The following is a 23,148-nucleotide window of genomic DNA, read 5'->3' as shown; positions in this document are numbered from 1 at the left end:
CACCATCTGGTGAAGCGCAACTCAGCAAGTCACCACAGTAGTTCAGAAGGGAAACGCAACCGTGTCACAGGGTCAGCGGCTTTCGGATACCGAAGTAGTCAAGCTCGAGAGGCACCTCCTCGAGAAGTTCAACTCGATCAAGGGCCAGCTCCAGGCGATTCAGGGCACGATCGACAGCCTTGAGGGCCAGTGGAAGGGTATCGGCGCAGGCGCCTTCAACAAGAAGCAGGAAGAGATCAACACCTCGATGGTGGGTCTCGGCAACATCCTGGCGAAGTTCCTCGAGGGACTGAGCGCCTCCAGGAAGATCAAGGACGGCACTGAGGACGACGTCCTCGCCGCCGTGCAGAGCATCAACGTCGACCTCGGTGTCGGTACCCAGGCGAAGTCGAACCTCAGCGGTCTGTAGCAGCCCTGGGCACACCCTTTTCGGCACGCGAGGCCGATCCACAACCAAAGGTGAGATGAGGAAACATGGGTACCAACTACGACGGGCTCGTCGTCAAGTACGGAGCTCTCGACGCGACCGCCACCGTGCTCGGCAACCAGGCCAAGAAGCTTGAAGAGGACCTGCGTTCCATCAAGACGGCCATGGCCACCGTCGCCGCCGGCTGGGAGGGCGAGGCACACGAGGCCTACGTCCAGGAACAGATGAAGTGGGACAAGGAAGCCTCCGACATCCACCAGGCCCTCATGCAGATCGGCCAGGTCGTCGCGAAGGCGGGCGGCGACTACATGGGCGGCGACAAGAAGGCCGCCGGCTACTTCCTGTAGGCGCCGGGCATCGTAGGACACCAGGGGTGGGCACGCGCGAGGGGTGCCCACCCCGTCCACGACCGATTCCTATCCCGGGACATCAGGGTCTGACCGGTAGGGCGGAGACCGAGCCGGCGTGCGCGACGAAGACGCGATTGCCGTCGGCGGCATACCCGAACCCGCCGGGGCCCTGGTCCGTGTAGGTGAAGATCTGCTCGCCGGAGCGCGTGTCGACGGCGATCAGGAATCCGTTGTCACTCTCCGCGACCCATACGGTGCCTCCTTGGACGGCAGGCGGAAGCGCGGTGCCGAAACCGCTTCCCCCGTAGAGACTCCACTCCTCTTTGCCGTCGCCCGCGCGGAGGCGGCGGAAGTCCTGGTCGACGGCATACACCTCCTGGCCGCGGACAGTCGGAGGTCCCCACGCCCCGAACTCGGCGGGAACGCTCCACAGCTCCTTCCCATCGGCGAGAGACCTGGAGGTGAGCGTCCTTCCGCCGAGGAGCACCATGTCGCCGGTCACGGCCGGCATGAAGGCTGACGATCCCTGGTCGGCGAGATCCCACACGCGCTTGCCGGTGGCCGTGTCCACGGCGACGACGTTTCCGTCGGACGGGAAGAGAACCAGACGACCGTCCTTGACGGCTGCCGCGGGAGGCTCCGAACTCGACGTGCGCACAGGCGTCGGCACCGACCAGAGCACCCTGCCGGTCGTGGCGCCGACGGCCTGCAACTGCCGTTCCTCGGTCATCACGTACACCCCGCGGCCGTCCGAAGCCAGCAGCCTGTTCGCGGCGATGGGGACCGACCACACCTGATCGCCCGTCGAGGCGATGAACGCGTGCAGGGAGCCGTCGAAGTCCGTTGCCAGGACGAGTCGATCGGCAGCCGTGAGCAAACCGGCGGACGCCCTCACCCTCGGGGCCGTCCATTTCTGCTTGCCGTCGGTCACCCGGCGGGCGGTCAGCCCGCTGTCGGCCGAGCCGACCACCACGACATCCCGGACGGGTAGAGGGAGCAGCGCCGTCGGGTCGGCTCCCGCGACAGGCCCCCAGAGCGGTGCCAGCTCGTCGTCGGGCTCGAGCATCGCGGCCACAGGCCGTTCCGCGGCCGCTGGGATGACCACCGGAACGTCCTCGAGCCGCTGGTCGCGCCGGAACCACCAGGCCGCCCCCGCCCCGCCGAGACCGAGCACGGTGCCACCACCGGCGAGCCCCATGAGAAGACGCCTGCGGGAGGGCCTGCCCCCTGTGACCGAAGGCAAGACCGCGACCATCGCCGCGGCAGCCTTCTCACGCCGCGCGATCTCCTCGGCCACGGGACCCTTGCGCCAGGCCCGGTCCGCACCCCGCGGGCGCGCGAAAACGTCCGCGATACGGTCGGGAAGGGGGCGGTGGGCCGGGTCCTTGGCCAAGCAGGGCAGCAGCAGCGTCCGTATTCCATCAGGGACGTGCCACAGGTCCGGTTCACCGTGCACCACCTGGTATTGCACGCCGGCGACATGCGGACCGTCATAGGCCCGCACACCACTCGCCGCGTAGGCCAGCAGAGCGCCCAGCGAGAAGACGTCGGCGGCCGGTCCGACGCGCTGCCCCAGGACCTGCTCGGGCGCACCGTAGCCAGGGGTGACCGGGATCTGGCCGGTCGTGGTGAGGGTCAGACCGTGCTCGGGGCGGGCGATGCCGAAGTCGATGACACGCGGCCCTGCCGAGGTCAGGACGACATTGGACGGCTTGAGGTCGCGGTGGACGAGACCTGCCGCGTGGATGTCCCGGACCGTGCGGGCGAGAGCTGTCGCCAGCGCACGCAGTCCGGCCTCGTCCAGTGGCCCGTACGCGGCGACGGCTTCTTCGAGCGTCGGGCCCGCGAGGAACTCCGCGGCGATCCAGGGCCGGCCGCCCTCCAACTGCGCGCCCAGGACCCTCGCCACGCCAGAACTGGTCACGGCCTGCGCGGTGACGGCCTCCCGTACGAACCGCTGCGCAAGATGCGGGTCGTGGGAGAGCTCCGGACGCAGGACCTTGACCGCTGCCGCGCGGCACGCGATGTCCCGGCCGAAATAGACCTTGCCCATACCGCCCTCTCCCAGCACGCCGAGAAGCCGGTACGGGCCGAGGCGCAGGGGGTCACCCGTGCCGAGGGGATTCATCGCGATATTGCTTTCTTCACTCGAAAGGGAGGGCGTTGATGGAGTGGCGGTCGACGCAGAGGAGTCGTTCGGCTTCCTCGTGGGCGGCGAACAGCGAAGCGGGAGTGTCCCAGGTCCAGGCGGAGGCGCGGGTGCGCATGTCGACGGCGCTGATGCCGTTGTCCCTTCTGACGTAGACGTACTTCCTGCCGATGACCGGTGGCGGGGCGAGAACGGGCGCCCACGCCTGCGTCAGGTCCTCTTTCTCCGCCCAGAGGAGACGCCCCGTCGAGGCGTCCAGAGCCACGAGGCCCCGCTTCCCCTCGGCCGCGTACACCACACCGTCCCTGACGGCCGGTGTCCCGTAGCGGCGTGCTCCCTTGGCGACGCCGCCGTCGTTGCGGTCGTCCCCGAACTTCCAGGCGACGTCCCCGGTGGCGAGCCGCAGTGCCCAGACGTGGCCGCTGGCCACGTAGATGTGCTTGTCGTCCACGGCGAGCCTGCCTGGAACGATGTCCGATGTGTCCCTGGGCCGCCGGGGGATTTCCCATGCCCAGACGCGCTTGCCCGTGCGGATGTCGGCGGCCGCGACGAAGAAGTGCGGGTCGACCGGTTCGTCGTTCCTGTCGAAGCTGATCTTCCGGCAGAAGATCAGGTGTTGTCCGACGACCTTCACGCTGACGGCCGTGTAGGCGTTGCCCGGATCGAACTCCGACATGGTCATCTGCCACCGCTTCCTGCCGGTGCGGATGTCCACCGCCAGCAGGTGCCAGTCGTTCTTCTGTTCCACGTCCGTGTCGTGGCCGGGAACGACCTTCCGTGCCGCGACGAAGATCAGGCCGGCTGCCGCGAGCAGCACTTCGGCGTGCCCGTAGCCCGCGAACCCGGTCACCCGGGCGACGAGGCGCTGCGCGACTCCGCTGCCGGGGGTGAGAGCGTGGAGGGACAGCGCGTCGCCCTCCGCCTGCCCGGGGAGAAGGCCGTAGATCACCTTCCCGTCGGTCGTGATGTCGCTCGTGTCCCGGAATGCGCGCGTCGACCATCGCTGTTCGCCGCTTCTCGCGTCCAGGCCGACGAGCTGTCCGTCCTGCCAGGTGGCTACCGCACCACTCATGGTCATCAGAAGCGGGGCGTCCGCGGTGGCTCCGGCGTCGGCGTGCCACAGCGCGCGGGGCGCACGGTCGGTGGAGGGCAGGGCGTCTTCCTCGTCCGACGGCTTCCTGCCGGACCACACCCACGCTCCGGCCCCCGCAGCGCCCACCCCCACCAGCGAACCGCCGGCCGCCGCGAGCAGCTTGCGCCGTGACATGCCCCGGCCGGCCGGGGCCGGAGCCGTGTACGGGCCCTCCACCGGGGCCGCCAAACGGAGCGGGTGGTACTGCCAGACCGCCGACGCGCGGTGGGCGATGTCGACGAGCAGCGGGGCCGGCAGATGGTCCGCGAACTCGCTGTGACCGTCGTGGAGTTCGGCCATGAGCTCCCGGGTGGTGGGGCGTCGGCCGGGGTCCTTGGTCAGACACCGGGCCAGGACCGGCGCCAGACCGGCCGGGACCCCCGTCAGGTCGGGGTCGGCGTAGCGGACGCGGTAGAGGAGATCGGCCGCTTGACCGGTGCCGAAGGGGCCGTGCCCCGTGGCGGCGAAGACGAGGACTCCCGCGAGCGCGAACACATCGCCCGCGGACGTGTGTTCCTGGCCCGTGGCCTGCTCCGGGGACATGAAGGCGGGGGTGCCCGCGGCGGTGCCGGTACGGGTGAGGCGGTCGTCACCGGCGGCCCGGGCGATGCCGAAATCGATGATCTTGGGGCCATGGGCCGTGACCATGACGTTGGAAGGCTTCAGGTCGCGGTGGACCACGTCGGAGGCGTGGAGCTGTGCGAGGGCGCCGGCGAGGGCCGCGCCCAGTGCCCGGACGGACGGCTCGGGCAGGGGGCCGCAGAGGGCGACGGCGTCGTCGAGGGGCGGCCCGAGCACGTACTCCGTGGCGAGCCAGGGGGTCTCGGCGCCGGGGTCGGCGTCGACGACGGTGGCGCCGTGGTGGCCGCCGATGATGCGGGCGGCATCCGTCTCCAGGCGGAAGCGGGTGCGGGCCGCGGTGTCGGCGGCGATGCGGGCGTGCATGGTCTTCAGGGCGGCGGTCCGGCCGCCGGCCGACCGGGCCAGGTAGACGGTGCCCATGCCGCCGTGCCCGAGGCGGGCGATCAGGCGGTGGCCGCCGATCTCGACCGGGTCGTCATGGGTCAAGGGCGCGAGCATCGTCGTCAGGTCCTGGTGGTGGTTCGCGGGAGACGGATCTCGGCGGCCAGGATCCGGGCCGACTGGCGGGCGAGTGCCGCGACCACACGGCCCGGCAGCCAACTGCGGGCCGGCAGCGGCGCCGACGGGTCCAGAACCGTCGCCGACGAGGCCGACGGGCCCGACCGGAGGGCGAGCGACAGCTCGGACGCCGTCGGCCGGGCCGCCGCGTCGCGGGTCAGGCAGCGGGAGACCACGCTGCGCAGGGAGGCGGGAAGTTCGTCTCCGTCCGGGACCGTGTGGCCGGTGGCGGCGTACGCGAGCACCGCACCGAGCCCGTGGATGTCGCCCGCGGGGCGCGGGCGCCCGCCGGCCGCCGCCTCGGGGGCCAGACTGCCCGGATCCAGTCCGGGACGGCCGTTGCGCCGCTCGCCGTCCGGCGCGGCCGCGCGCACGGAGCCGTAACAGGTGAGTCGGGGCCCGTCCCAGGCGAGCAACACCGCCGCTGGGGAGAGGCCCGCGTGGGTGATGCCCGCCGCGTGTGCGGCCGCGAGCGTGTCGGCGAGGGCGGTACCCAGGGCCCGTACGGTGTCCTCGGGCAACGGGCCGCCGTGCACGGCCAGGGCGACCGGCAGGGGGAGCACGGGAAGGTAGGGCGTGGCGTACCAGGGCGCGGCCGGAGACGGCGACACCTCGGTCACGGGCAACACCCACGGCCCGGCCGGCACGCGTGCGGCCTGCGCCTCGACGAGGAAGCGGCCGGGGTCGACACCGTCGAGCGGCGCGCTCACCAGAACCGTACGTTCGCCGTCCGCGCTGCGCGCGACGAACCGGCGCTCGGGCACGGGCGGATGGCCGGGCCCGCTCGGGTCGAGCCGAGTGATCAACTGGTACGGGCCGATGCGGCGAGGGCCGTCGCCGGAGGGCCGTTCCGTGCGCCCTCGTTCCATCTGTGAATTCCCCCTCGGAAAAATGACAGCCCCGGAGCCTCCAGACGCCCACGGCACGCCGGGCGTGGGACCGAGGAACAGACGCCGCTCGCCGGCGGGCGTCCCCGGGCGCCCGCACGACCCGCCCCGGCCCGTACGGCGGGCCCGATGGCCGTCGTCCGCGGGGCGTCGTGGCCGGGGGCGACGGCCGGTACGGTGCCGCCACCCCCGTCCACGAAGGAGCTGTCCCGGTGCGCCTATTCCGGCTCCCCCAGCCACCCCGTCTGCACCAGCGGGTTGCCGCGCTGCCGTGAGACGAAGACGCCCCGCCCCGCCGGCATCGGCCGCATCCGTACGCCGCCGAGGACATCGCCCTCCTGCGGGTCACCGGACAGCAGGACGCCTTGCGCGCCGAGCTCCATCATCCGCTGCATGAACGGCTCGTACGCGGCCCTGCTCGCGCCCGCCGCATTGCGGGCGATGATGAAGCGGACGCCCACGTCACGCGCGAACGGCAGGTGCTCCGTGAGCTTGGCCAGCGGGTTGCCGCTCGACGTCGACACCAGGTCGTAGTCGTCGACGACCACGTACACCGACGGACCGCTCCACCAGCTGCGGTCCCGCAGTTGCTGGGCCGTGACGTCGGCGGAGGGGGTGCGGCGTTGCATCAGGTCGGCGAGCGCGTCCACATGGTGGTCCATGTTGTTGGACATGGGGACGTACTCCGCCAGGTGCGACGCCGGGGTGACGTCCAGCAGCGCACGCCGGTTGTCGATCACGAAGAACTTCGCGGAGTTCCCGTCGTACCGCTCGCACACCTGCTTGATGAGCAGCCGCAGCAGGTTCGACTTGCCCGACTCGCTCTCGCCGAAGACCAGGAAGAACGGGTCGCGGTCGAAGTTGACGAAGACCGGCTCCAGGTTGTTCTCGTCGATCGCGAAGGCGACACCACGCTTCGGCTCCACGTATCCCGCCGGCAGGTTCTCCGCCGGCAGCTCGCGGGGCAGCAGACGCACCTTCGGAGCGGACGGGCCCGTCCAGTGGCGGCCGACCTCACGCACCATCGCGGCCGTGGCCTCGGCCAGGTCGCTGTCGGAGCTGATGCCGTCGATGCGCGGTACGGCGGCCATGAAGTGCAGCTTCTCGGGAATCAGACCGCGGCCCGGTACGCCGCTGGGGACGTTGACGGCGATCTTGCGGTCCACCTCCGAGTCCATGGTGTCGCCCAGCCGCAGCTCCAGCCGGTTCATCAGGTGGTCCTTGATGTTGGAGCGCACCTCCATCGAACGCGACGCCGTCAGGATCACATGGATGCCGTAACCGAGACCGCGCGCCGCCATGTCGAGGACCGCCGGTTCGAGGCCCTCGTAGTCCGTGCGGAAGTTGCCCCAGCCGTCGATGACGAGGAAGACGTCACCCCAGGGCTGGTCCGCCACCGAGATCTCGCCGCGGGCACGGAGCTTGCGGAACGTGGCGATGGAGTCGATGCCCGTACTGCGGAAGTACTCCTCGCGCCGCGAGAGGATGCCGTACACCTCGGCGACCGTGCGCCGCACCTTCTCCGGGTCGAGGCGTGACGCCACCCCGCCCACGTGCGGCAGATCCGCGATCGCCGCCAGACCGCCACCACCGAAGTCGAGGCCGTAGAACTGGACCTCCTGCGGTGTGTGGGTCAGCGCGAAGCCCGCGACGAGGGTGCGCAGCAACGTCGACTTGCCGGACTGCGGGCCGCCGATGATCTGCATGTGGCCGGCCGCGCCGGAGAAGTCCCGGTACAGCACGTCCCGGCGCTGCTCGAAGGGCTTGTCGACCACACCGAGGGGGACGATGAGCCGGCCCGCGCCCTCGTACCCCGGCTGCGTCAGGCCCCGGCTCTCCACGCCCGCGAGGCCGGGCAGGATCTCGTCCAGCGGCGGCGGGTTGTCCAGCGGCGGGAGCCACACCTGGTGCGCCTCCGCGCCCCGGCCCTCCAGCCGCCGCACGATCACGTCCAGCACCGAGTCGGCCAGCGCGTCGTCCTCCGCCCGCCGGGGCTCCGGCACCCCCGCCCGCGCGGCGGGCTCGACGTACCGCACCGGCACCGGCGCCGCGGTGAACGGCACCGGGCGGCGGTCCACCGGGAGCGGCCCACCGGTGACGGCGGCGTGCTGGTTCGAGCGGTACACACCGGACACGTACGCCGCCTTGAAGCGGACCATCTCGTCCGTGCCGTACTTGAGGTACCCGGAACCGGGGACGTTCGGCAGCGAGTAGGCGTCGGGGACACCGATCGCCGCACGGGACTCGGCGGCCGAGAAGGTCCGCAGACCGATCCGGTACGACAGGTACGTCTCCAGACCGCGCAGCCGGCCCTCCTCCAGGCGCTGCGACGCCAGCAGCAGGTGGACGCCGAGGGACCGGCCGATCCGGCCGATCTGCACGAACATCTCGATGAAGTCCGGCATCGCGGTGAGCAGCTCGCTGAACTCGTCGATGACCAGGACCAGCGAGGGGATCGGCTGCAACGGCGCGCCGGCGGCCCGGGCCTTCTCGTAGTCGTGGATGTTGGCGTAGTTGCCCGCGTCGCGCAGCATCTCCTGGCGCCGGTTGAGCTCGCCGCGGATGGAGTCGCCCATGCGGTCCACCAGCGTCAGGTCGTCCGCGAGGTTGGTGATCACGGCCGCGACGTGCGGCATCTGCGACATGCCCGCGAAGGTCGCGCCGCCCTTGAAGTCCGCGAGGACGAAGTTGAGCGTCTCGGACGAGTGCGTGACCGCGAGGCCCAGCACCAGCGTGCGCAGCAGCTCGGACTTGCCGGAACCGGTGGCGCCCACGCACAGTCCGTGCGGGCCCATGCCCTCCTGGGCCGCCTCCTTCAGGTCCAGCATGACCGGGGTGCCGTCCTCGCCGACACCGATGGGCACGCGGAGCCGCTCCGACTGCGACCGCGGCCGCCAGGTGCGGCTCACGTCGACCGACGCGGCGTCACCGAGGTTCAGCAGGTCGGTGAAGTCCAGGTTCGCCAGCAGCGGCTCGTCGTCGTCCGATCCCGAGGCGATGCGCAGCGGGGCGAGCTGGCGGGCGAGAGCCTCGGCGGCCTCGACGCCCAGCCGGTCGGGGACCCCGTCGTACACCAGGCCGTGGCCGGACTCGAGCTGGAGCGAGTCGGGGTGCACGATCACGGACAGGGCGCCACGGGCAGCCGTCATCTCCCCCGGGACCACCTCGATGATCGTCACGCCCTGCACGCCCTCCGGGGCGGCGAGCGCCGACGCGTGGGGGACCGACTGGCCGTCGAGCACGACGACGATGTGCGGCTGGTCCAGCAGCGGTTGACCGCCGCCGTGGAAGCGGGGGCGGCCCTCCAGGCGCGCGGCCAGCATGTCCTGGAGGTGCCGCGAGTCGGTCGTGATCAGGCGCCGGCTGCCCGCGCCGTCACCGGGACCCGGTGCCTGGACGTGCGGGAGCCACTTGGCCCACTCCCAGTGCGGTGCCGCGGCGGCATCCGCGGCCACGGCGATGACCAGGTCCTCGGGGGAGTGCAGCGCGGCGAGAGAACCGACCATGGCCCGCGTCGAGGCGCGGACGGAGTCGGGGTCCCCGCTCACGGTCACGTGGTAGAAGGCGCGCAAGGACACGGCCATGGGCAGGCCGTCCAGCGTGCCGTGGGCCGAGAGGAACTTCTGCATGGCCCCGGCCGTGAGCGGCTCCAGCTCGTCCACGGGAGCGGTCTCGGGGACGATGAGCGGTGTGGCGAGCTGCTGGCTGCCCAGGCCGACGCGTACCTGGCCGAAGTCGTCGTCGCCGACGCGCCGTTCCCACACCCGGCTGCCCTCGGCGACCAGGGCCCACAACTGCTCCGGCGACGGGTGCAGGTAGAACTGCGCGTCGCGCTGGAGCCGCGCGGTCCGCAGCACCGAACGCCGCGTCTGCGTCAGGTACTTGAGGTAGTCCCGCCGCATGTCGGCGAGTTGGCCCTGGGTACCGCGCCGGTAGCGCACCAGCATGGCGACGGCCATCGCGACGGTGGACGCGATCATCACCATGCCCATGATGCGCATCACGGGGTTCGGGGTCATGAAGAAGAAGACGACCGATCCGGCCATGCCGAGCGTCGGCAACAACTGCATCAGAACGCCCTCCTGCTGGCCCCGCGGCAGTTCGGGCGGCGGTTGCAGCTGCACCGGATCGACCGGCACTTCGGAGGGAAGGGCCCGTGGTGGGCGCTTGACGACGATCTGACTCACAGCTCACCAATTCCCTTGCCGGACGGAAATGTTCCTATCGGCGCCCCCGTGGCGACGGGCTCCATCCGCGGTGGGGATCCTACTGGCGGAGGGGGAGGCGGGTGGGCGGTAGGGTGGCGCGACGTGTTGGCGCGTGCATGAACCAACGCAAATTACGGGTCACTCGACCGCGCCACGCCGACGACCCACGAACACCACGAGGGGAAGCAGCAGGTGAGTATGACGGCCTCAGCCGCGGCCACCGGTACCGGTACGGGTTCCGGAGCCGGCCACCCGGCTCCCGCGACTCCGTCCGGCGGCGGAACGGGTTTCTGCCGCGTCACTGTCGTCGCACCGGACGGCCGTGTCGACGTCGCACTGCCCGAGGACATCCCCGTCGCCGACCTCTACCCGGAGGTCCTCCGGCTGTCCGGGCAGAGCCCCGCCCCCGGCGCCCCCGTCGGGTACCACCTCGTCCGCCGCGACGGCAGCGTCCTCGACGGCGCCCGCTCCCTCGCGGCGCAGCGCATCCTCGACGGCGAACTGCTCTCCCTGCGGCCCTTCGCCGAGTCGCTGCCGCCCGCCGTGTTCGACGACGTCTCCGACGCCGTCGCCTCGGCGGTCGCCCGTGACCGGACCCTGTGGACCGACGACCTGATGCGCGGCGCCGGGCTCTTCGGCGGCTCGGTCCTGCTGGTCCTGCTCGGCTTCGCGCTGTGGACCGCCGCCCCGCGGCACGACGTGCACGGGCTGCCGGGCGTCCTGGCCGCGGTCGCCGGTGTGCTGCTGCTCGCCCTCGCCTGCGTACGCGCCCGGGTGTACGACGACCGCGGCTCCGCCGTGGCCCTCGGCATCGGCGCCATGGTCAACGCCGCCGTGGCCGGCGCCGGCCTGCTGCCGCCGCCCGCGGGGCAGGGCAACGGCAAGCTCCAGTTCCTGCTGGCCTGCGCCGCCGTCCTGGTCGTCGCGGTCGTCCTGACCCTCGTCGCCCCGAGCGGGGACGGCCCCTTCGTCGCGTTCGTCCTCGCGGCCGGCACCGGCGCCCTGGTGACCTTCGCCGCGATCATGACCGGCATGGACACCGCCGAGAGCGCCGCCGTGTGCGCCCCGCTCGCCGTCGGCGCGCTGGCCTTCCTTCCGGGCCTGTCCACCCGCTTCGCCCGCCTCCCGATCGGCTTCGAGCCGCCCCGCACGTCCGCCGGCGGTTACGGAGCGGAGTCGGAGCCCCAGGGCCCGGTGGACGCCGGGCGGATCGCCGCCCAGGTGCGGCGGGGCCACGAGCTGCTCGTCGGCCTCGTCGGCGGCTGCGCGCTGGTCGCGGTCGGCTCGGCCGCCGTGCTCGGCTTCTCCGACAACACCTACGGCCGGCTGCTGGCGCTCGCCACCGGCGTCGCCATGCTGATGCGCGCCCACCTCTTCCGCTACACCGCCCAGGTCGGCTGCGCCCTCGCCGCGGGCCTCGGCGCCCTCGTCCTGCTGGGCCTCGGGCTGTGCCTGAACCCGCCCGCCGGCCTGGGGCGCGACGCCACGGCACTGGACATCCGTACGGTGTGGCTCGCCGCCGCGGTCGCCGGCGCCGCCGCGCTGATCGTCTCCATCGGCCTGATCGTGCCGCGCAAGGGCGTCACCCCCTTCTGGGGGCGCTTCCTGGAGATCGCGGAGGCGTTCGTCCTCCTCACCCTCATCCCGCTGTGCCTCGCCGTCTTCGACGTCTACCACGCGATCCGTGCCATGACGTCCTGAGCGGCTGGTACGCTGTGTAACGGCCGTTCGTGTACGCGCTTCCGGATCATCTGGGAGCTGCGCTCATCGGTCCTTCGCCTCCGAGTCACGGAAGCTCCCCTGAGACCAAGACCAGGGGCACTCGTGGGCGCATCGAACACCAAGAGGAGTACCGAGTGTCTCTCGACGCCGCTACGAAGAAGCAGATCATGGCCGAGTTCGGCACCAAGGAGGGCGACACCGGCTCCCCCGAGGTCCAGGTCGCGATGCTCTCCCGCCGCATCTCGGACCTGACCGAGCACCTCAAGACCCACAAGCACGACCACCACTCCCGTCGTGGTCTGCTGATCCTGGTCGGCCAGCGCCGCCGCCTGCTGCAGTACCTGGCCAAGAAGGACATCCAGCGCTTCCGTACGCTGGTCGACCGCCTCGGCATCCGCCGCGGTGCGGCCGGCGGCGCCAAGTAAGACGCCGTGGAGGGAGCGGTTCCCACTTCTAGGGGGCCGCTCCCTTTGCTGTACATGCGGAGTGTTGCCTCCCCTTTGTAGGCTGGCTTACACAACGCCATAACGGAAAAGCGACAATCACATACTGGAGAGGTGCCCCGGCGCCGTCGCCGGTCCTCGGTAGTGGCCCCCGGGAGAGATCACCCCGGGCGCTTCGATCGAAGACCGGCCCCGCACACACGGCGCACTTCTCCGCCCCGTCCCCTCGCCACACGGGCGACCCGGGACGCAAAGACGACAAGCAACGGAGAATTCGCTTTGGTGGAGAACGAGACCCACTACGCCGAGGCCGTCATCGACAACGGCACCTTCGGCACCCGCACCATCCGCTTCGAGACGGGCCGCCTGGCCAAGCAGGCCGCCGGCTCCGCCGTGGCGTACCTGGACGACGACACCATGGTGCTGTCGGCCACCACCGCTTCCAAGAAGCCCAAGGACCAGCTCGACTTCTTCCCCCTCACGGTGGACGTCGAGGAGCGGATGTACGCGGCCGGCAAGATCCCCGGCTCCTTCTTCCGCCGGGAGGGCCGCCCCTCCGAGGACGCGATCCTCACCTGCCGCCTGATCGACCGGCCGCTGCGCCCCTCCTTCAAGAAGGGCCTGCGCAACGAGATCCAGATCGTCGAGACGATCATGGCGCTCAACCCCGACCACCTGTACGACGTGGTCGCGATCAACGCCGCCTCCTGCTCCACGCAGCTGGCCGGCCTGCCCTTCTCCGGCCCGATCGGCGGCACCCGTGTCGCCCTGATCAAGGGCCAGTGGGTCGCCTTCCCGACGCACACCGAGCTCGAGGACGCCGTCTTCGACATGGTCGTCGCCGGCCGCGTCCTGGAGGACGGCGACGTCGCGATCATGATGGTCGAGGCCGAGGCCACCGAGAAGACCATCCAGCTCGTCAAGGGCGGCGCCGAGGCCCCCACCGAGGAGGTCGTCGCCGCCGGTCTCGAGGCCGCGAAGCCCTTCATCAAGGTCCTCTGCAAGGCCCAGTCGGACCTGGCCGCCAAGGCCGCCAAGCCGGTCGGCGAGTTCCCGGTGTTCCTCGAGTACCAGGACGACGTCCTGGAGGCGCTGACCGCCGCGGTCAAGACCGAGCTCTCCCAGGCGCTCACCATCGCCGGCAAGCAGGAGCGCGAGGCCGAGCTGGACCGCGTCAAGGAGATCGCCGCCGAGAAGCTGCTCCCGCAGTTCGAGGGCCGCGAGAAGGAGATCTCCGCCGCGTACCGCTCGCTCACCAAGAAGCTGGTCCGCGAGCGCGTCATCAAGGACAAGGTCCGCATCGACGGCCGTGGCCTGACGGACATCCGTACGCTCGCCGCCGAGGTCGAGGCCATCCCGCGCGTGCACGGCTCCGCGCTGTTCGAGCGTGGCGAGACCCAGATCCTGGGCGTCACCACCCTCAACATGCTCCGCATGGAGCAGCAGCTGGACACCCTCTCCCCGGTGACCCGCAAGCGCTACATGCATAACTACAACTTCCCGCCGTACTCCGTCGGTGAGACCGGCCGCGTGGGCTCGCCCAAGCGCCGCGAGATCGGCCACGGCGCGCTCGCCGAGCGCGCCATCGTGCCGGTGCTGCCGACGCGCGAGGAGTTCCCGTACGCGATCCGCCAGGTGTCCGAGGCCCTCGGCTCCAACGGCTCGACGTCCATGGGCTCGGTCTGCGCCTCCACCATGTCGCTGCTGAACGCCGGTGTGCCGCTCAAGGCCCCCGTCGCCGGCATCGCCATGGGCCTCATCTCCGAGGAGGTCGACGGCAAGACGCACTACGTCGCGCTGACCGACATCCTCGGCGCCGAGGACGCCTTCGGCGACATGGACTTCAAGGTCGCCGGTACGAAGGAGTTCGTCACCGCCCTCCAGCTCGACACCAAGCTGGACGGCATCCCGGCCTCCGTCCTGGCCGCGGCCCTCAAGCAGGCCCGCGACGCCCGCCTCCACATCCTCGACGTGATGATGGAAGCGATCGACACGCCGGACGAGATGTCCCCGAACGCCCCGCGGATCATCACCGTCAAGATCCCCGTGGACAAGATCGGTGAGGTCATCGGCCCCAAGGGCAAGATGATCAACCAGATCCAGGAGGACACGGGCGCCGAGATCACGATCGAGGACGACGGCACCATCTACATCGGTGCCCAGGTCGGCTCGCAGGCCGAGGCCGCCCGCGCCACGATCAACGGCATCGCCAACCCGACCATGCCGGAGGTCGGCGAGCGCTACCTGGGTACGGTCGTCAAGACCACCACCTTCGGTGCGTTCGTGTCCCTCATGCCGGGCAAGGACGGCCTGCTGCACATCTCGCAGATCCGCAAGCTCGCCGGTGGCAAGCGCGTGGAGAACGTCGAGGACGTGCTCGCGGTCGGCTCCAAGGTCCAGGTCGAGATCGCCGAGATCGACCAGCGCGGCAAGCTCTCCCTGATCCCCGTGATCGCGGACGAGGACGCCGAGGGCGAGACGAAGGACGACACCGACCAGTGACGTCCCGTAGTTCGAAGGCGACGGCCCGCACCTCCTCGGAGGCGCGGGCCGTCGCCCGTACCCAAACGCTTCTCAAGGGCCGGGACGGCATCGGCACGGTCCGCCGCACCACCCTGCCCGGCGGCCTCCGCATCGTCACCGAGACCCTCCCCTCGGTGCGCTCCGCCACCTTCGGCATCTGGGCGCACGTCGGCTCCCGCGACGAGACGCCCGCCCTCGGTGGCGCCACGCACTACTTGGAGCACCTCCTCTTCAAGGGCACGCGCAACCGCAGCGCCCTCGACATCTCCTCCGCCATAGACGCGGTCGGCGGCGAGATGAACGCCTTCACGGCGAAGGAGTACACCTGCTACTACGCCAGGGTGCTGGACACCGACCTGCCGCTCGCCATCGACGTGGTGTGCGACATGCTCACCGGCTCACTGATCCTCCAGGAGGACGTCGACGCCGAGCGCGGCGTGATCCTCGAGGAGATCGCGATGACCGAGGACGACCCCGGTGACGTCGTCCACGACCTCTTCGCGAAGACGATGTTCGGCGACACCCCGCTGGGCCGCCCGGTCCTCGGCACCGTCGACACGGTCGAGGCCCTGTCCGCGGACCGCATCCGCCGCTTCTACAAGAAGCACTACGACCCCACCCACCTGGTCGTCGCCGCCGCCGGCAACATCGACCACGCCACGGTCGTACGCCAGGTCCGCCGCGCCTTCGAGAAGGCCGGCGCCCTCACCCGTACGGACGCCGTCCCGGTCGCCCCGCGCGACGGCCGGCGCACCATCCGCACGGCCGGCCGCGTCGAGGTCCTCGGCCGCCGGACCGAGCAGGCCCACGTGGTCCTCGGCATGCCGGGCCTCGCCCGCACCGACGACCGGCGCTGGGCCCTGGGCGTGCTCAACACGGCCCTCGGCGGCGGCATGTCCTCCCGCCTCTTCCAGGAGGTCCGGGAGAAGCGCGGGCTGGCGTACAGCGTCTACTCGTACACCTCCGGCTTCGCCGACTGCGGTCTCTTCGGCGTGTACGCGGGCTGCCGGCCGAACCAGGTCCACGACGTGCTGCGGATCTGCCGCGACGAACTGGACCGCGTCGCGCGCGAAGGCCTGACCGACGACGAGGTCGAGCGGGCGATCGGCCAGCTCAAGGGCTCCACCGTCCTCGGCCTGGAGGACACCGGTGCGCTGATGAACCGCATCGGCAAGAGCGAGCTGTGCTGGGGCGACCAGATGTCGGTCGACGACATGCTCGCCGAGATGGCCGCCGTCACCCCCGATGATGTACGCGAGGTGGCCGCCGAGATCCTCGGACAGCGCCCGTCGCTGTCGGTGATCGGCCCCTTGAAGGACAAGCAGGCGGACCGCCTCCACACCGCGGTCGCGTAACGCCTCTCCCGGACGGAACCGACGCAACCGAAGGAAGTACGAGCATGAGCAGCAAGCTGCGGGTCGCGGTCATCGGCGCCAAGGGACGCATCGGCTCCGAGGCCGTACGCGCCGTCGAGGCCGCCGAGGACATGGAACTCGTCGCCGCCCTCGGGCGCGGCGACAAGCTGGAGACGCTCGCCGAGAAGGGCGCCCAGGTGGCGGTGGAACTCACCACCCCCGCCTCCGTCATGGGCAACCTCGACTTCTGCGTACGCCACGGCATCCACGCCGTGGTCGGCACCACCGGCTGGACCGAGGACCGCCTCGCCCAGTTGAACGGCTGGCTGGAGGGCTCCCCGGAGACGGGCGTCCTGATCGCGCCGAACTTCTCCATCGGCGCGGTCCTCACCATGAAGTTCGCGCAGATCGCCGCGCCGTACTTCGAGTCGGTCGAGGTCGTCGAGCTCCACCACCCCAACAAGGTGGACGCCCCCTCCGGCACCGCCACCCGCACCGCCCAGCTCATCGCCGCCGCCCGCGCGGAGGCCGGCTGCGCCCCGCAGCCCGACGCCACGGCGACGGCCCTGGACGGCGCCCGCGGCGCGGACGTGGACGGCGTCCCCGTCCACGCCGTACGCCTCCGGGGCCTGCTGGCCCACCAGGAGGTGCTCCTCGGGGGCGAGGGCGAGACCCTCACGGTCCGCCACGACTCGCTGCACCACAGCAGCTTCATGCCGGGCATCCTGCTCGGCGCCCGCCGTGTGGTGACCACCCCCGGTCTCACCTTCGGGCTGGAACACTTCCTGGACCTGGGCTGATCACCTCATGCGCGCCAAGATCACCTACTTCGTCACGGCAGCCGTCCTGGTCGTCTACTTCGTCCTGGTCGGCAGCCGTGGTGTGATGCTGATCCAGCACGGCACCGCGCTCACCGTCACCTTCGGCTGCGCGGTGCTCGTCCTGCCGGTCATCGGCGTCTGGTTCCTGTGGCAGAACACGCGGTTCGTCACCAAGGCCAACCGCCTGGCCGCCGTACTGGAGGCCGAGGGCGGACTGCCGGCCGACGAGCTGGAGCGCACCCCCAGCGGCCGCGTCGTCCGCGACTCGGCCGACGCCGTCTTCGCCCGGCGGCGCGCGGAGACCGAGGACTCGCCCGACGACTGGCGCTGCTGGTTCCGTCTCGCGGTCGCCTACCACGACGCCCGCGACACCCCGCGCGCCCGCAAGGCGATGCAGCGGGCCATCGCCCTCCACGAGGGCAGGCGGCCCGTCGGGACCTGACCGGGGCTCCGGCAACCGGACGAAATACGCTTCCGCGGCATCTGGACAGCCCGCGCGGCCACGTCCATGCTCTCCCTACCGACGAGGGGGGAGTCCGTCATGAGTCAGCGAGCAGTACCCGCGCCGATGCCCGGCAAGCTCAAGTTCGCCTTGGTGGCCGTGTGGTTCCAGGGCCTGATGAACGTGCTCGCCGCGGTCCTCATCCTCTCCCTGGTGAGCGACCGGGTGGACCACGGACAGGACGAGGACGCCGGCGTCCTGCGCGCCATGGCGTACGTGTCGCTGCTGGCGGCCGCCGCGCTGATCGCCGCGGCGGTGCTCACCCTGCGGCGCCTGGACTGGGTGCGGGTCGCCGTGATCGTCATCGAGGTGATCCTGATGGCCGGCGCCGTGTTCACCCTCTTCTCCGGTGGGGGCCCGACGGTGATCGTCGGCCTCCTGCTGGCCGTCGCCGTCGTCACCACGTTCGCCTCGGCCGAGAGCAAGGCCTGGTTCGCCCGCTGAAACGACCGGGCTCCGGCCCTCCCGAGGAGGACCGGAGCCCGGACACGACTGCGGTACGGCGAATGGCGCGGGGTCGGCCTAGGACGACGCGTACTCCGCGCTCCACGCCTCGACCGTGTCGGCCGCCCGCTCAAAGGCCTCGACCCGGGCCAGGAAGTCCGCGTTGTGGTCGGTCAGCAGCGCGAGCTGCTCGCCACCCTTGCGCGCGACCACCAGGGCCTGCCCCTGAACGGTCCTCGGCAGCCCCAGCCACCGCACGGGCTGCTGCACCGTACGGACGCCCCCGGCCCGCGACCACGGCAGCGTCGTCGTACGGAAGAAGGCGACGCGCCGCAGACCGTGCCGGCTCACCCACGTCCCGACGCGCAGCATCCGCAACGCGCAGACGATCACCAGCGCCGCCAGCCCGAAGCACACGGCGGCGCCGGACAGCCCCCCCGCCAAGGCGATGATCACGGTGGCCAGCAGCATGAACGAGGCGAGCAGCAGCGCCAGCGCCGCCGCCGCGACCCGCCAGGGCCCCGGGCGGTACGGGCGGCGCCACTGGTCGTGGTCGTCGAACGGCAGCGCGACGTCCTCGTCGGTGTCGAAACCGCGGTCGGCCGTCAGGAAGGGCAGGGGCACGGCTGGTCCTCACTCATACGCACGCTCGATGGGGCTGTGCCGGGTGAGGCTACCCAGCGGTCCGACGACCGGCCACTCCAGGGTGGCCGTACGGGGGAGTGCCCGATTCAGCGCCCGTGGGAAGCCTCGGACTGCTGCCCGTGCCCGGTGGTACCGGGACCCGACTCCATCGCCGGAAGGCCGAAGAGCAGCGACCCGACCAGACCGGCCACGACGGTCAGCCCGATCAGCGTACGACCGGTCACTTCGGAAATGCTGGGACGCTGCCGAGTCGGGGGAGTGACGTTACTGCGGAAGCGGTCGGCCTCGGCGACGAACGCGAACGGGACTGCCTCACGCCGGCGGAACATGTGAGAACCCTCCTTGGAATGCGGGCGATGGACGCTGCTACTGGGACAGACGCGCGAAGCAGCGGTTTGGTGCCCGATTTCCCCGCATCGATCGAACGATGTCAGCCGTCCCCGCCTCGTCCTCGGCTGTCGGTGCCGGGCCGTAGAGTGGGCGCCGCCCAACGATGCAAAGGGAAGGACCGCGTCGGTGACCGACACCCCCGCCGAAGACCTCAAGCCCAGTTTCCGCAGCGAAGTGACCGTCGAGCTGGTCAAGCACAGCGCCGCCGACTCCGACGTCCTGTGGGCGGCCCGCGTCTCCACGACCGGCGAGCAGTCCCTGGAGGAGCTCCAGAAGGACCCCGAGCGCTCCAAGGGGCTGATCAACTACCTGATGCGGGACCGGCACGGCAGCCCCTTCGAGCACAACTCGATGACGTTCTTCATCAGCGCCCCGATCTTCGTGTTCCGCGAGTTCATGCGGCACCGCGTGGGCTGGTCGTACAACGAGGAGTCCGGCCGCTACCGCGAGCTCCAGCCCGTCTTCTACGTCCCCGACGCCTCCCGCAAGCTCGTCCAGCAGGGGCGTCCCGGCAAGTACGTCTTCGTGGAGGGCACCGAGGACCAGCAGGCGCTCGTCGAGCGCACGATGGAGACCTCCTACGTCCAGGCGTACGAGGCGTACCAGGAGATGCTCGCCGCCGGCGTCGCCCGCGAGGTGGCCCGTTCGGTCCTCCCGGTGGGCCTGTTCTCCTCGATGTACGCCACGTGCAACGCCCGCTCGCTGATGCACTTCCTCGGGCTGCGCACCCAGCACGAGCTGGCCAAGGTCCCGTCCTTCCCCCAGCGTGAGATCGAGATGGTCGGGGAGAAGATGGAGCAGGAGTGGGCCCGGCTGATGCCCCTGACGTACGCCGCCTTCAACGCGAACGGCCGCGTCGCTCCGTAGTCGTCCCAGGTCAAAGCCCGGTACAGATGTGCGGATCATCCGCCCGAAGTGTCCGTATTGCGGCGTTTCGAGAAGTTCATCTAGGCTGATCAAACGGACCCGGCACTGCTTGAACCCCCGAGCAGGCAGTGCCGGGCTCCACCTCCCTCACGTCCCCCGAGGGGACCCGGCGGGCAGAGCAGCGAGTAGCGTGTTACCCATGGCTCCGATCTCCACTCCGCAGACCCCCTTCGGGCGGGTCCTCACCGCCATGGTCACGCCCTTCACGGCGGACGGCGTACTCGACCTCGACGGCGCCCAGCGGCTCGCCGCCCACCTGGTCGACGCAGGCAACGACGGTCTCGTCATCAACGGCACCACCGGCGAGTCCCCGACCACCAGCGACGCGGAGAAAGACCAGCTCGTACGAGCGGTCCTGGAGGCGGTGGGCGACCGCGCCCACGTCGTCGCCGGCATCGGAACCAACGACACCCACCACTCGGTGGAACTCGCCCGCGCCGCCGAACGCGCCGGGGCGCACGGCCTGCTAGCCGTCACCCCGTACTACAACAAGCCCCCGCAAGAGGGCCTCTTCCGGCACTTCACGGCCATCGCGGACGCCACCGGCCTCCCCGTGATGCTGTACGACATCCCCGGCCGCAGCGGCGTCCCGATCGACACCGAGACGATCGTCCGCCTCGCCGCCCACCCGCGCATCGTCGCCAACAAGGACGCCAAGGGCGACCTCGGCCGCGCGAGCTGGGCCATCGCGCGCAGCGGCCTCGCCTGGTACTCGGGCGACGACATGCTCAACCTGCCGCTGCTCTCCGTAGGAGCCTGCGGCTTCGTCTCCGTCGTGAGCCACGTCGTCACCCCGGAGCTCCGCGCCCTCCTCGACGCCCACCTCACCGGTGACGTCCAGAAGGCCACCGAGATCCACCAGAAGCTGCTGCCGGTCTTCACCGGAATGTTCCGCACCCAGGGCGTGATCACCACCAAGGCCGCCCTCGCCCTCCAGGGCCTCCCCGCCGGGCCGCTGCGCCTGCCGCTCGTGGAGCTCTCCCCGGAGGAAACCGCTCAGCTCAAGATCGACCTCGCCGCCGGCGGGGTACAGCTGTAGCAACGGACTTCATAACTGAATACGAAATCAACATCAGACAACAGCAAGTGCACGAATGTCATGCGCGCCACGTGCCTCACTGGTACGTGGCGCGTGTGGTGAGGAGAGTCTTTTGAGTCATCCGCATCCTGAACTGGGCGCGCCCCCGAAGCTGCCCAAGGGCGGCCTGCGCGTCACCCCGCTCGGCGGTCTCGGCGAGATCGGCCGGAACATGACCGTCTTCGAGTTCGACGGCCGCCTGCTGATCGTCGACTGCGGCGTGCTCTTCCCCGAGGAGGAGCAGCCCGGCATCGACCTGATCCTGCCGGACTTCACCAGCATCAAGGACCGCCTCGACGACATCGAGGGCATCGTGCTCACGCACGGCCACGAGGACCACATCGGTGGCGTCCCCTTCCTGCTCCGGCTGAAGCCCGACATCCCGCTCATCGGCTCGAAGCTGACGCTCGCGCTCATCGAGGCCAAGCTCCAGGAGCACCGGATCCGTCCGTACACCCTGGAGGTCACGGAGGGCGACCGCGAGCGCCTCGGCCCCTTCGACTGCGAGTTCGTGGCGGTCAACCACTCCATCCCCGACGCCCTGGCCGTCGCCATCCGCACCCCCGCGGGCATGGTGGTGCACACCGGCGACTTCAAGATGGACCAGCTCCCGCTGGATAACCGTCTCACCGACCTGCACGCCTTCGCGCGCCTCAGCGAGGAGGGCATCGACCTCCTGCTGTCGGACTCCACGAACGCCGAGGTCCCGGGCTTCGTCCCGCCCGAGCGCGACATCTCCAACGTCATGCGCTCGGTCTTCGCCGGCGCGCAGAAGCGCATCATCGTGGCCAGCTTCGCCAGCCATGTGCACCGCATCCAGCAGATCCTCGACGCGGCCCACGAATACGGCAGACGAGTCGCCTTCGTCGGGCGTTCGATGGTCCGGAACATGGGCATCGCCCGTGACCTGGGCTACCTCCGGGTCCCGGCCGGCCTGGTCGTCGACGTCAAGACCCTCGACGACCTCCCGGACCACGAGATCGTGCTGGTCTGTACGGGCTCCCAGGGCGAGCCGATGGCGGCCCTGTCCCGCATGGCCAACCGCGACCACCAGATCCGCATCGTCCAGGGCGACACCGTGATCCTGGCGTCGTCCCTGATCCCGGGCAACGAGAACGCGGTCTACCGCGTGATCAACGGCCTCACCCGCTGGGGCGCCAACGTCGTCCACAAGGGCAACGCCAAGGTCCACGTCTCGGGCCACGCCTCGGCCGGCGAACTGCTGTACTTCTACAACATCTGCCGGCCGAAGAACCTGATGCCGGTCCACGGCGAGTGGCGCCACCTCCGCGCCAACGCCGAGCTCGGCGCCCTGACGGGGGTCCCCAAGGACCGGATCGTCATCGCCGAGGACGGCGTCGTGGTCGACCTCGTCGACGGCAAGGCCAAAATCGTCGGCAAGGTCCAGGCGGGTTACGTGTACGTCGACGGCCTCTCGGTCGGCGACGTCACCGAGGTGCACCTGAAGGACCGCCGCATCCTCGGCGACGAGGGCATCATCTCGGTGTTCGTGGTCGTCGACTCCACGACAGGCAAGGTCGTCGGCGGCCCGCACATCCAGGCGCGCGGCTCGGGCATCGAGGACGGCGCCTTCGACGCGGTCATCCCGAAGGTGCACGAGGCCATCGCCAAGTCGGCCGCGGACGGGGTCGCGGAGCCGCACCAGCTCCAGCAGCTCATCCGCCGCACCATCGGCAAGTGGGTCTCCGACTCCTACCGCCGCCGGCCGATGATCCTCCCCGTGGTCGTCGAGGTCTGACGTTCCACCAGCTCGTCGCGGAGCGGGGCCCCTCGATTTGCATCGGGGCGCCCCGCTCCAGTACGTTTACGGCTCCGCCTGAACGGGAACCCGGCACCTTCGTGTGCCTCGAAGGGTGCCCGGGAAGAGCCGGAAATTCCGACTCAGAATCTCTGATAAAGTCGGAGCAGCCGAAAGGCAAAGGCCCTCCAACGGCCACCGGAAACAGAATCCGAACCGGAAACGGAACGGAAAACGGATCTGGTA

Annotated in this window: 18 protein-coding genes; 12 read left to right on the top strand and 6 right to left on the bottom strand. The window is 70.6% G+C overall.

What is annotated here, in order from left to right:
• The first annotated feature begins 61 nt into the window (after positions 1 to 61).
• Both ACZ7LK_RS31750 and ACZ7LK_RS31745 read left to right on the top strand, forming a co-directional pair.
• Entirely contained in the window at positions 62 to 409 is a 348-nt protein-coding gene (locus ACZ7LK_RS31750; protein WP_392277720.1) for a WXG100 family type VII secretion target, read from the top strand.
• Between the two features lie 65 nt (positions 410 to 474).
• Positions 475 to 774: a WXG100 family type VII secretion target gene (locus tag ACZ7LK_RS31745; protein WP_392277721.1), complete on the top strand. Its 300-nt coding sequence runs from the start codon at positions 475 to 477 to the stop codon at positions 772 to 774.
• An 82-nt stretch (positions 775 to 856) separates the two neighbouring features.
• Here ACZ7LK_RS31745 and ACZ7LK_RS31740 read toward each other — a convergent pair whose 3' ends face one another.
• From ACZ7LK_RS31740 to eccCa, 4 genes are all read right to left on the bottom strand, one after another.
• Entirely contained in the window at positions 857 to 2,905 is a 2,049-nt protein-coding gene (locus tag ACZ7LK_RS31740) for an outer membrane protein assembly factor BamB family protein (RefSeq protein ID WP_471144600.1), read from the bottom strand.
• A gap of 16 nt (positions 2,906 to 2,921) precedes the next feature.
• Positions 2,922 to 5,126, bottom strand: a complete 2,205-nt coding sequence (locus ACZ7LK_RS31735; protein ID WP_471144599.1) for a protein kinase domain-containing protein — start codon at positions 5,124 to 5,126, stop codon at positions 2,922 to 2,924.
• Between the two features lie 17 nt (positions 5,127 to 5,143).
• The gene (locus ACZ7LK_RS31730) at positions 5,144 to 6,067 is read right to left on the bottom strand and encodes a protein kinase family protein (RefSeq protein ID WP_471144598.1); all 924 of its coding nucleotides are present in this window, start codon (positions 6,065 to 6,067) and stop codon (positions 5,144 to 5,146) included.
• Positions 6,068 to 6,303: 236 nt separating this feature from the next.
• Complete coding sequence (gene eccCa / locus ACZ7LK_RS31725; RefSeq protein ID WP_471144597.1) at positions 6,304 to 10,272, bottom strand: type VII secretion protein EccCa; 3,969 nt, start codon at positions 10,270 to 10,272, stop codon at positions 6,304 to 6,306.
• 219 nt (positions 10,273 to 10,491) lie between these two features.
• Between eccCa and eccD the strand changes: the two genes are divergently transcribed.
• The 7 genes from eccD to ACZ7LK_RS31690 all read left to right on the top strand — a co-directional run bounded on the left by eccD (position 10,492) and on the right by ACZ7LK_RS31690 (position 18,103).
• Positions 10,492 to 11,994: a type VII secretion integral membrane protein EccD gene (gene eccD / locus ACZ7LK_RS31720; protein ID WP_392277726.1), complete on the top strand. Its 1,503-nt coding sequence runs from the start codon at positions 10,492 to 10,494 to the stop codon at positions 11,992 to 11,994.
• A gap of 155 nt (positions 11,995 to 12,149) precedes the next feature.
• Positions 12,150 to 12,440: a 30S ribosomal protein S15 gene (gene rpsO / locus ACZ7LK_RS31715; RefSeq protein WP_006346214.1), complete on the top strand. Its 291-nt coding sequence runs from the start codon at positions 12,150 to 12,152 to the stop codon at positions 12,438 to 12,440.
• Between the two features lie 300 nt (positions 12,441 to 12,740).
• A complete protein-coding gene (locus ACZ7LK_RS31710; RefSeq protein ID WP_469464619.1) occupies positions 12,741 to 14,960 on the top strand; it encodes a polyribonucleotide nucleotidyltransferase in 2,220 nt (739 codons plus the stop codon).
• Complete coding sequence (locus tag ACZ7LK_RS31705) at positions 14,957 to 16,336, top strand: M16 family metallopeptidase (RefSeq protein WP_392277728.1); 1,380 nt, start codon at positions 14,957 to 14,959, stop codon at positions 16,334 to 16,336. Before ACZ7LK_RS31710 ends, ACZ7LK_RS31705 begins: the two co-directional genes overlap by 4 nt.
• 44 nt (positions 16,337 to 16,380) lie before the next feature.
• Positions 16,381 to 17,136 (top strand): 4-hydroxy-tetrahydrodipicolinate reductase, encoded by a 756-nt coding sequence (gene dapB / locus ACZ7LK_RS31700; protein WP_392277729.1) that lies wholly within the window; start codon positions 16,381 to 16,383, stop codon positions 17,134 to 17,136.
• Between the two features lie 7 nt (positions 17,137 to 17,143).
• Entirely contained in the window at positions 17,144 to 17,599 is a 456-nt protein-coding gene (locus ACZ7LK_RS31695; RefSeq protein WP_392277730.1) for a tetratricopeptide repeat protein, read from the top strand.
• A gap of 99 nt (positions 17,600 to 17,698) precedes the next feature.
• Positions 17,699 to 18,103, top strand: coding sequence for a hypothetical protein (locus ACZ7LK_RS31690; RefSeq protein WP_392277731.1), 405 nt, complete (start codon positions 17,699 to 17,701; stop codon positions 18,101 to 18,103).
• A gap of 78 nt (positions 18,104 to 18,181) precedes the next feature.
• Here ACZ7LK_RS31690 and ACZ7LK_RS31685 read toward each other — a convergent pair whose 3' ends face one another.
• The gene (locus tag ACZ7LK_RS31685; RefSeq protein ID WP_392277732.1) at positions 18,182 to 18,727 is read right to left on the bottom strand and encodes a hypothetical protein; all 546 of its coding nucleotides are present in this window, start codon (positions 18,725 to 18,727) and stop codon (positions 18,182 to 18,184) included.
• A gap of 107 nt (positions 18,728 to 18,834) precedes the next feature.
• A complete protein-coding gene (locus tag ACZ7LK_RS31680; RefSeq protein WP_392277733.1) occupies positions 18,835 to 19,077 on the bottom strand; it encodes a hypothetical protein in 243 nt (80 codons plus the stop codon).
• 187 nt (positions 19,078 to 19,264) lie between these two features.
• Between ACZ7LK_RS31680 and thyX the strand changes: the two genes are divergently transcribed.
• The 3 genes from thyX (at position 19,265) to ACZ7LK_RS31665 (ending at position 22,902) form a co-directional block, all read left to right on the top strand.
• Positions 19,265 to 20,005, top strand: a complete 741-nt coding sequence (thyX, locus tag ACZ7LK_RS31675) for an FAD-dependent thymidylate synthase (RefSeq protein ID WP_471144596.1) — start codon at positions 19,265 to 19,267, stop codon at positions 20,003 to 20,005.
• A 199-nt stretch (positions 20,006 to 20,204) separates the two neighbouring features.
• Positions 20,205 to 21,104, top strand: coding sequence for a 4-hydroxy-tetrahydrodipicolinate synthase (gene dapA, locus ACZ7LK_RS31670; RefSeq protein ID WP_392277735.1), 900 nt, complete (start codon positions 20,205 to 20,207; stop codon positions 21,102 to 21,104).
• Positions 21,105 to 21,216: 112 nt separating this feature from the next.
• Complete coding sequence (locus tag ACZ7LK_RS31665) at positions 21,217 to 22,902, top strand: ribonuclease J (protein ID WP_392277736.1); 1,686 nt, start codon at positions 21,217 to 21,219, stop codon at positions 22,900 to 22,902.
• Positions 22,903 to 23,148 lie beyond the last annotated feature (246 nt).

Source organism: Streptomyces sp. NPDC039423 (assembly GCF_055598725.1).
This window is presented reverse-complemented; position numbering and strand designations above follow the sequence as displayed.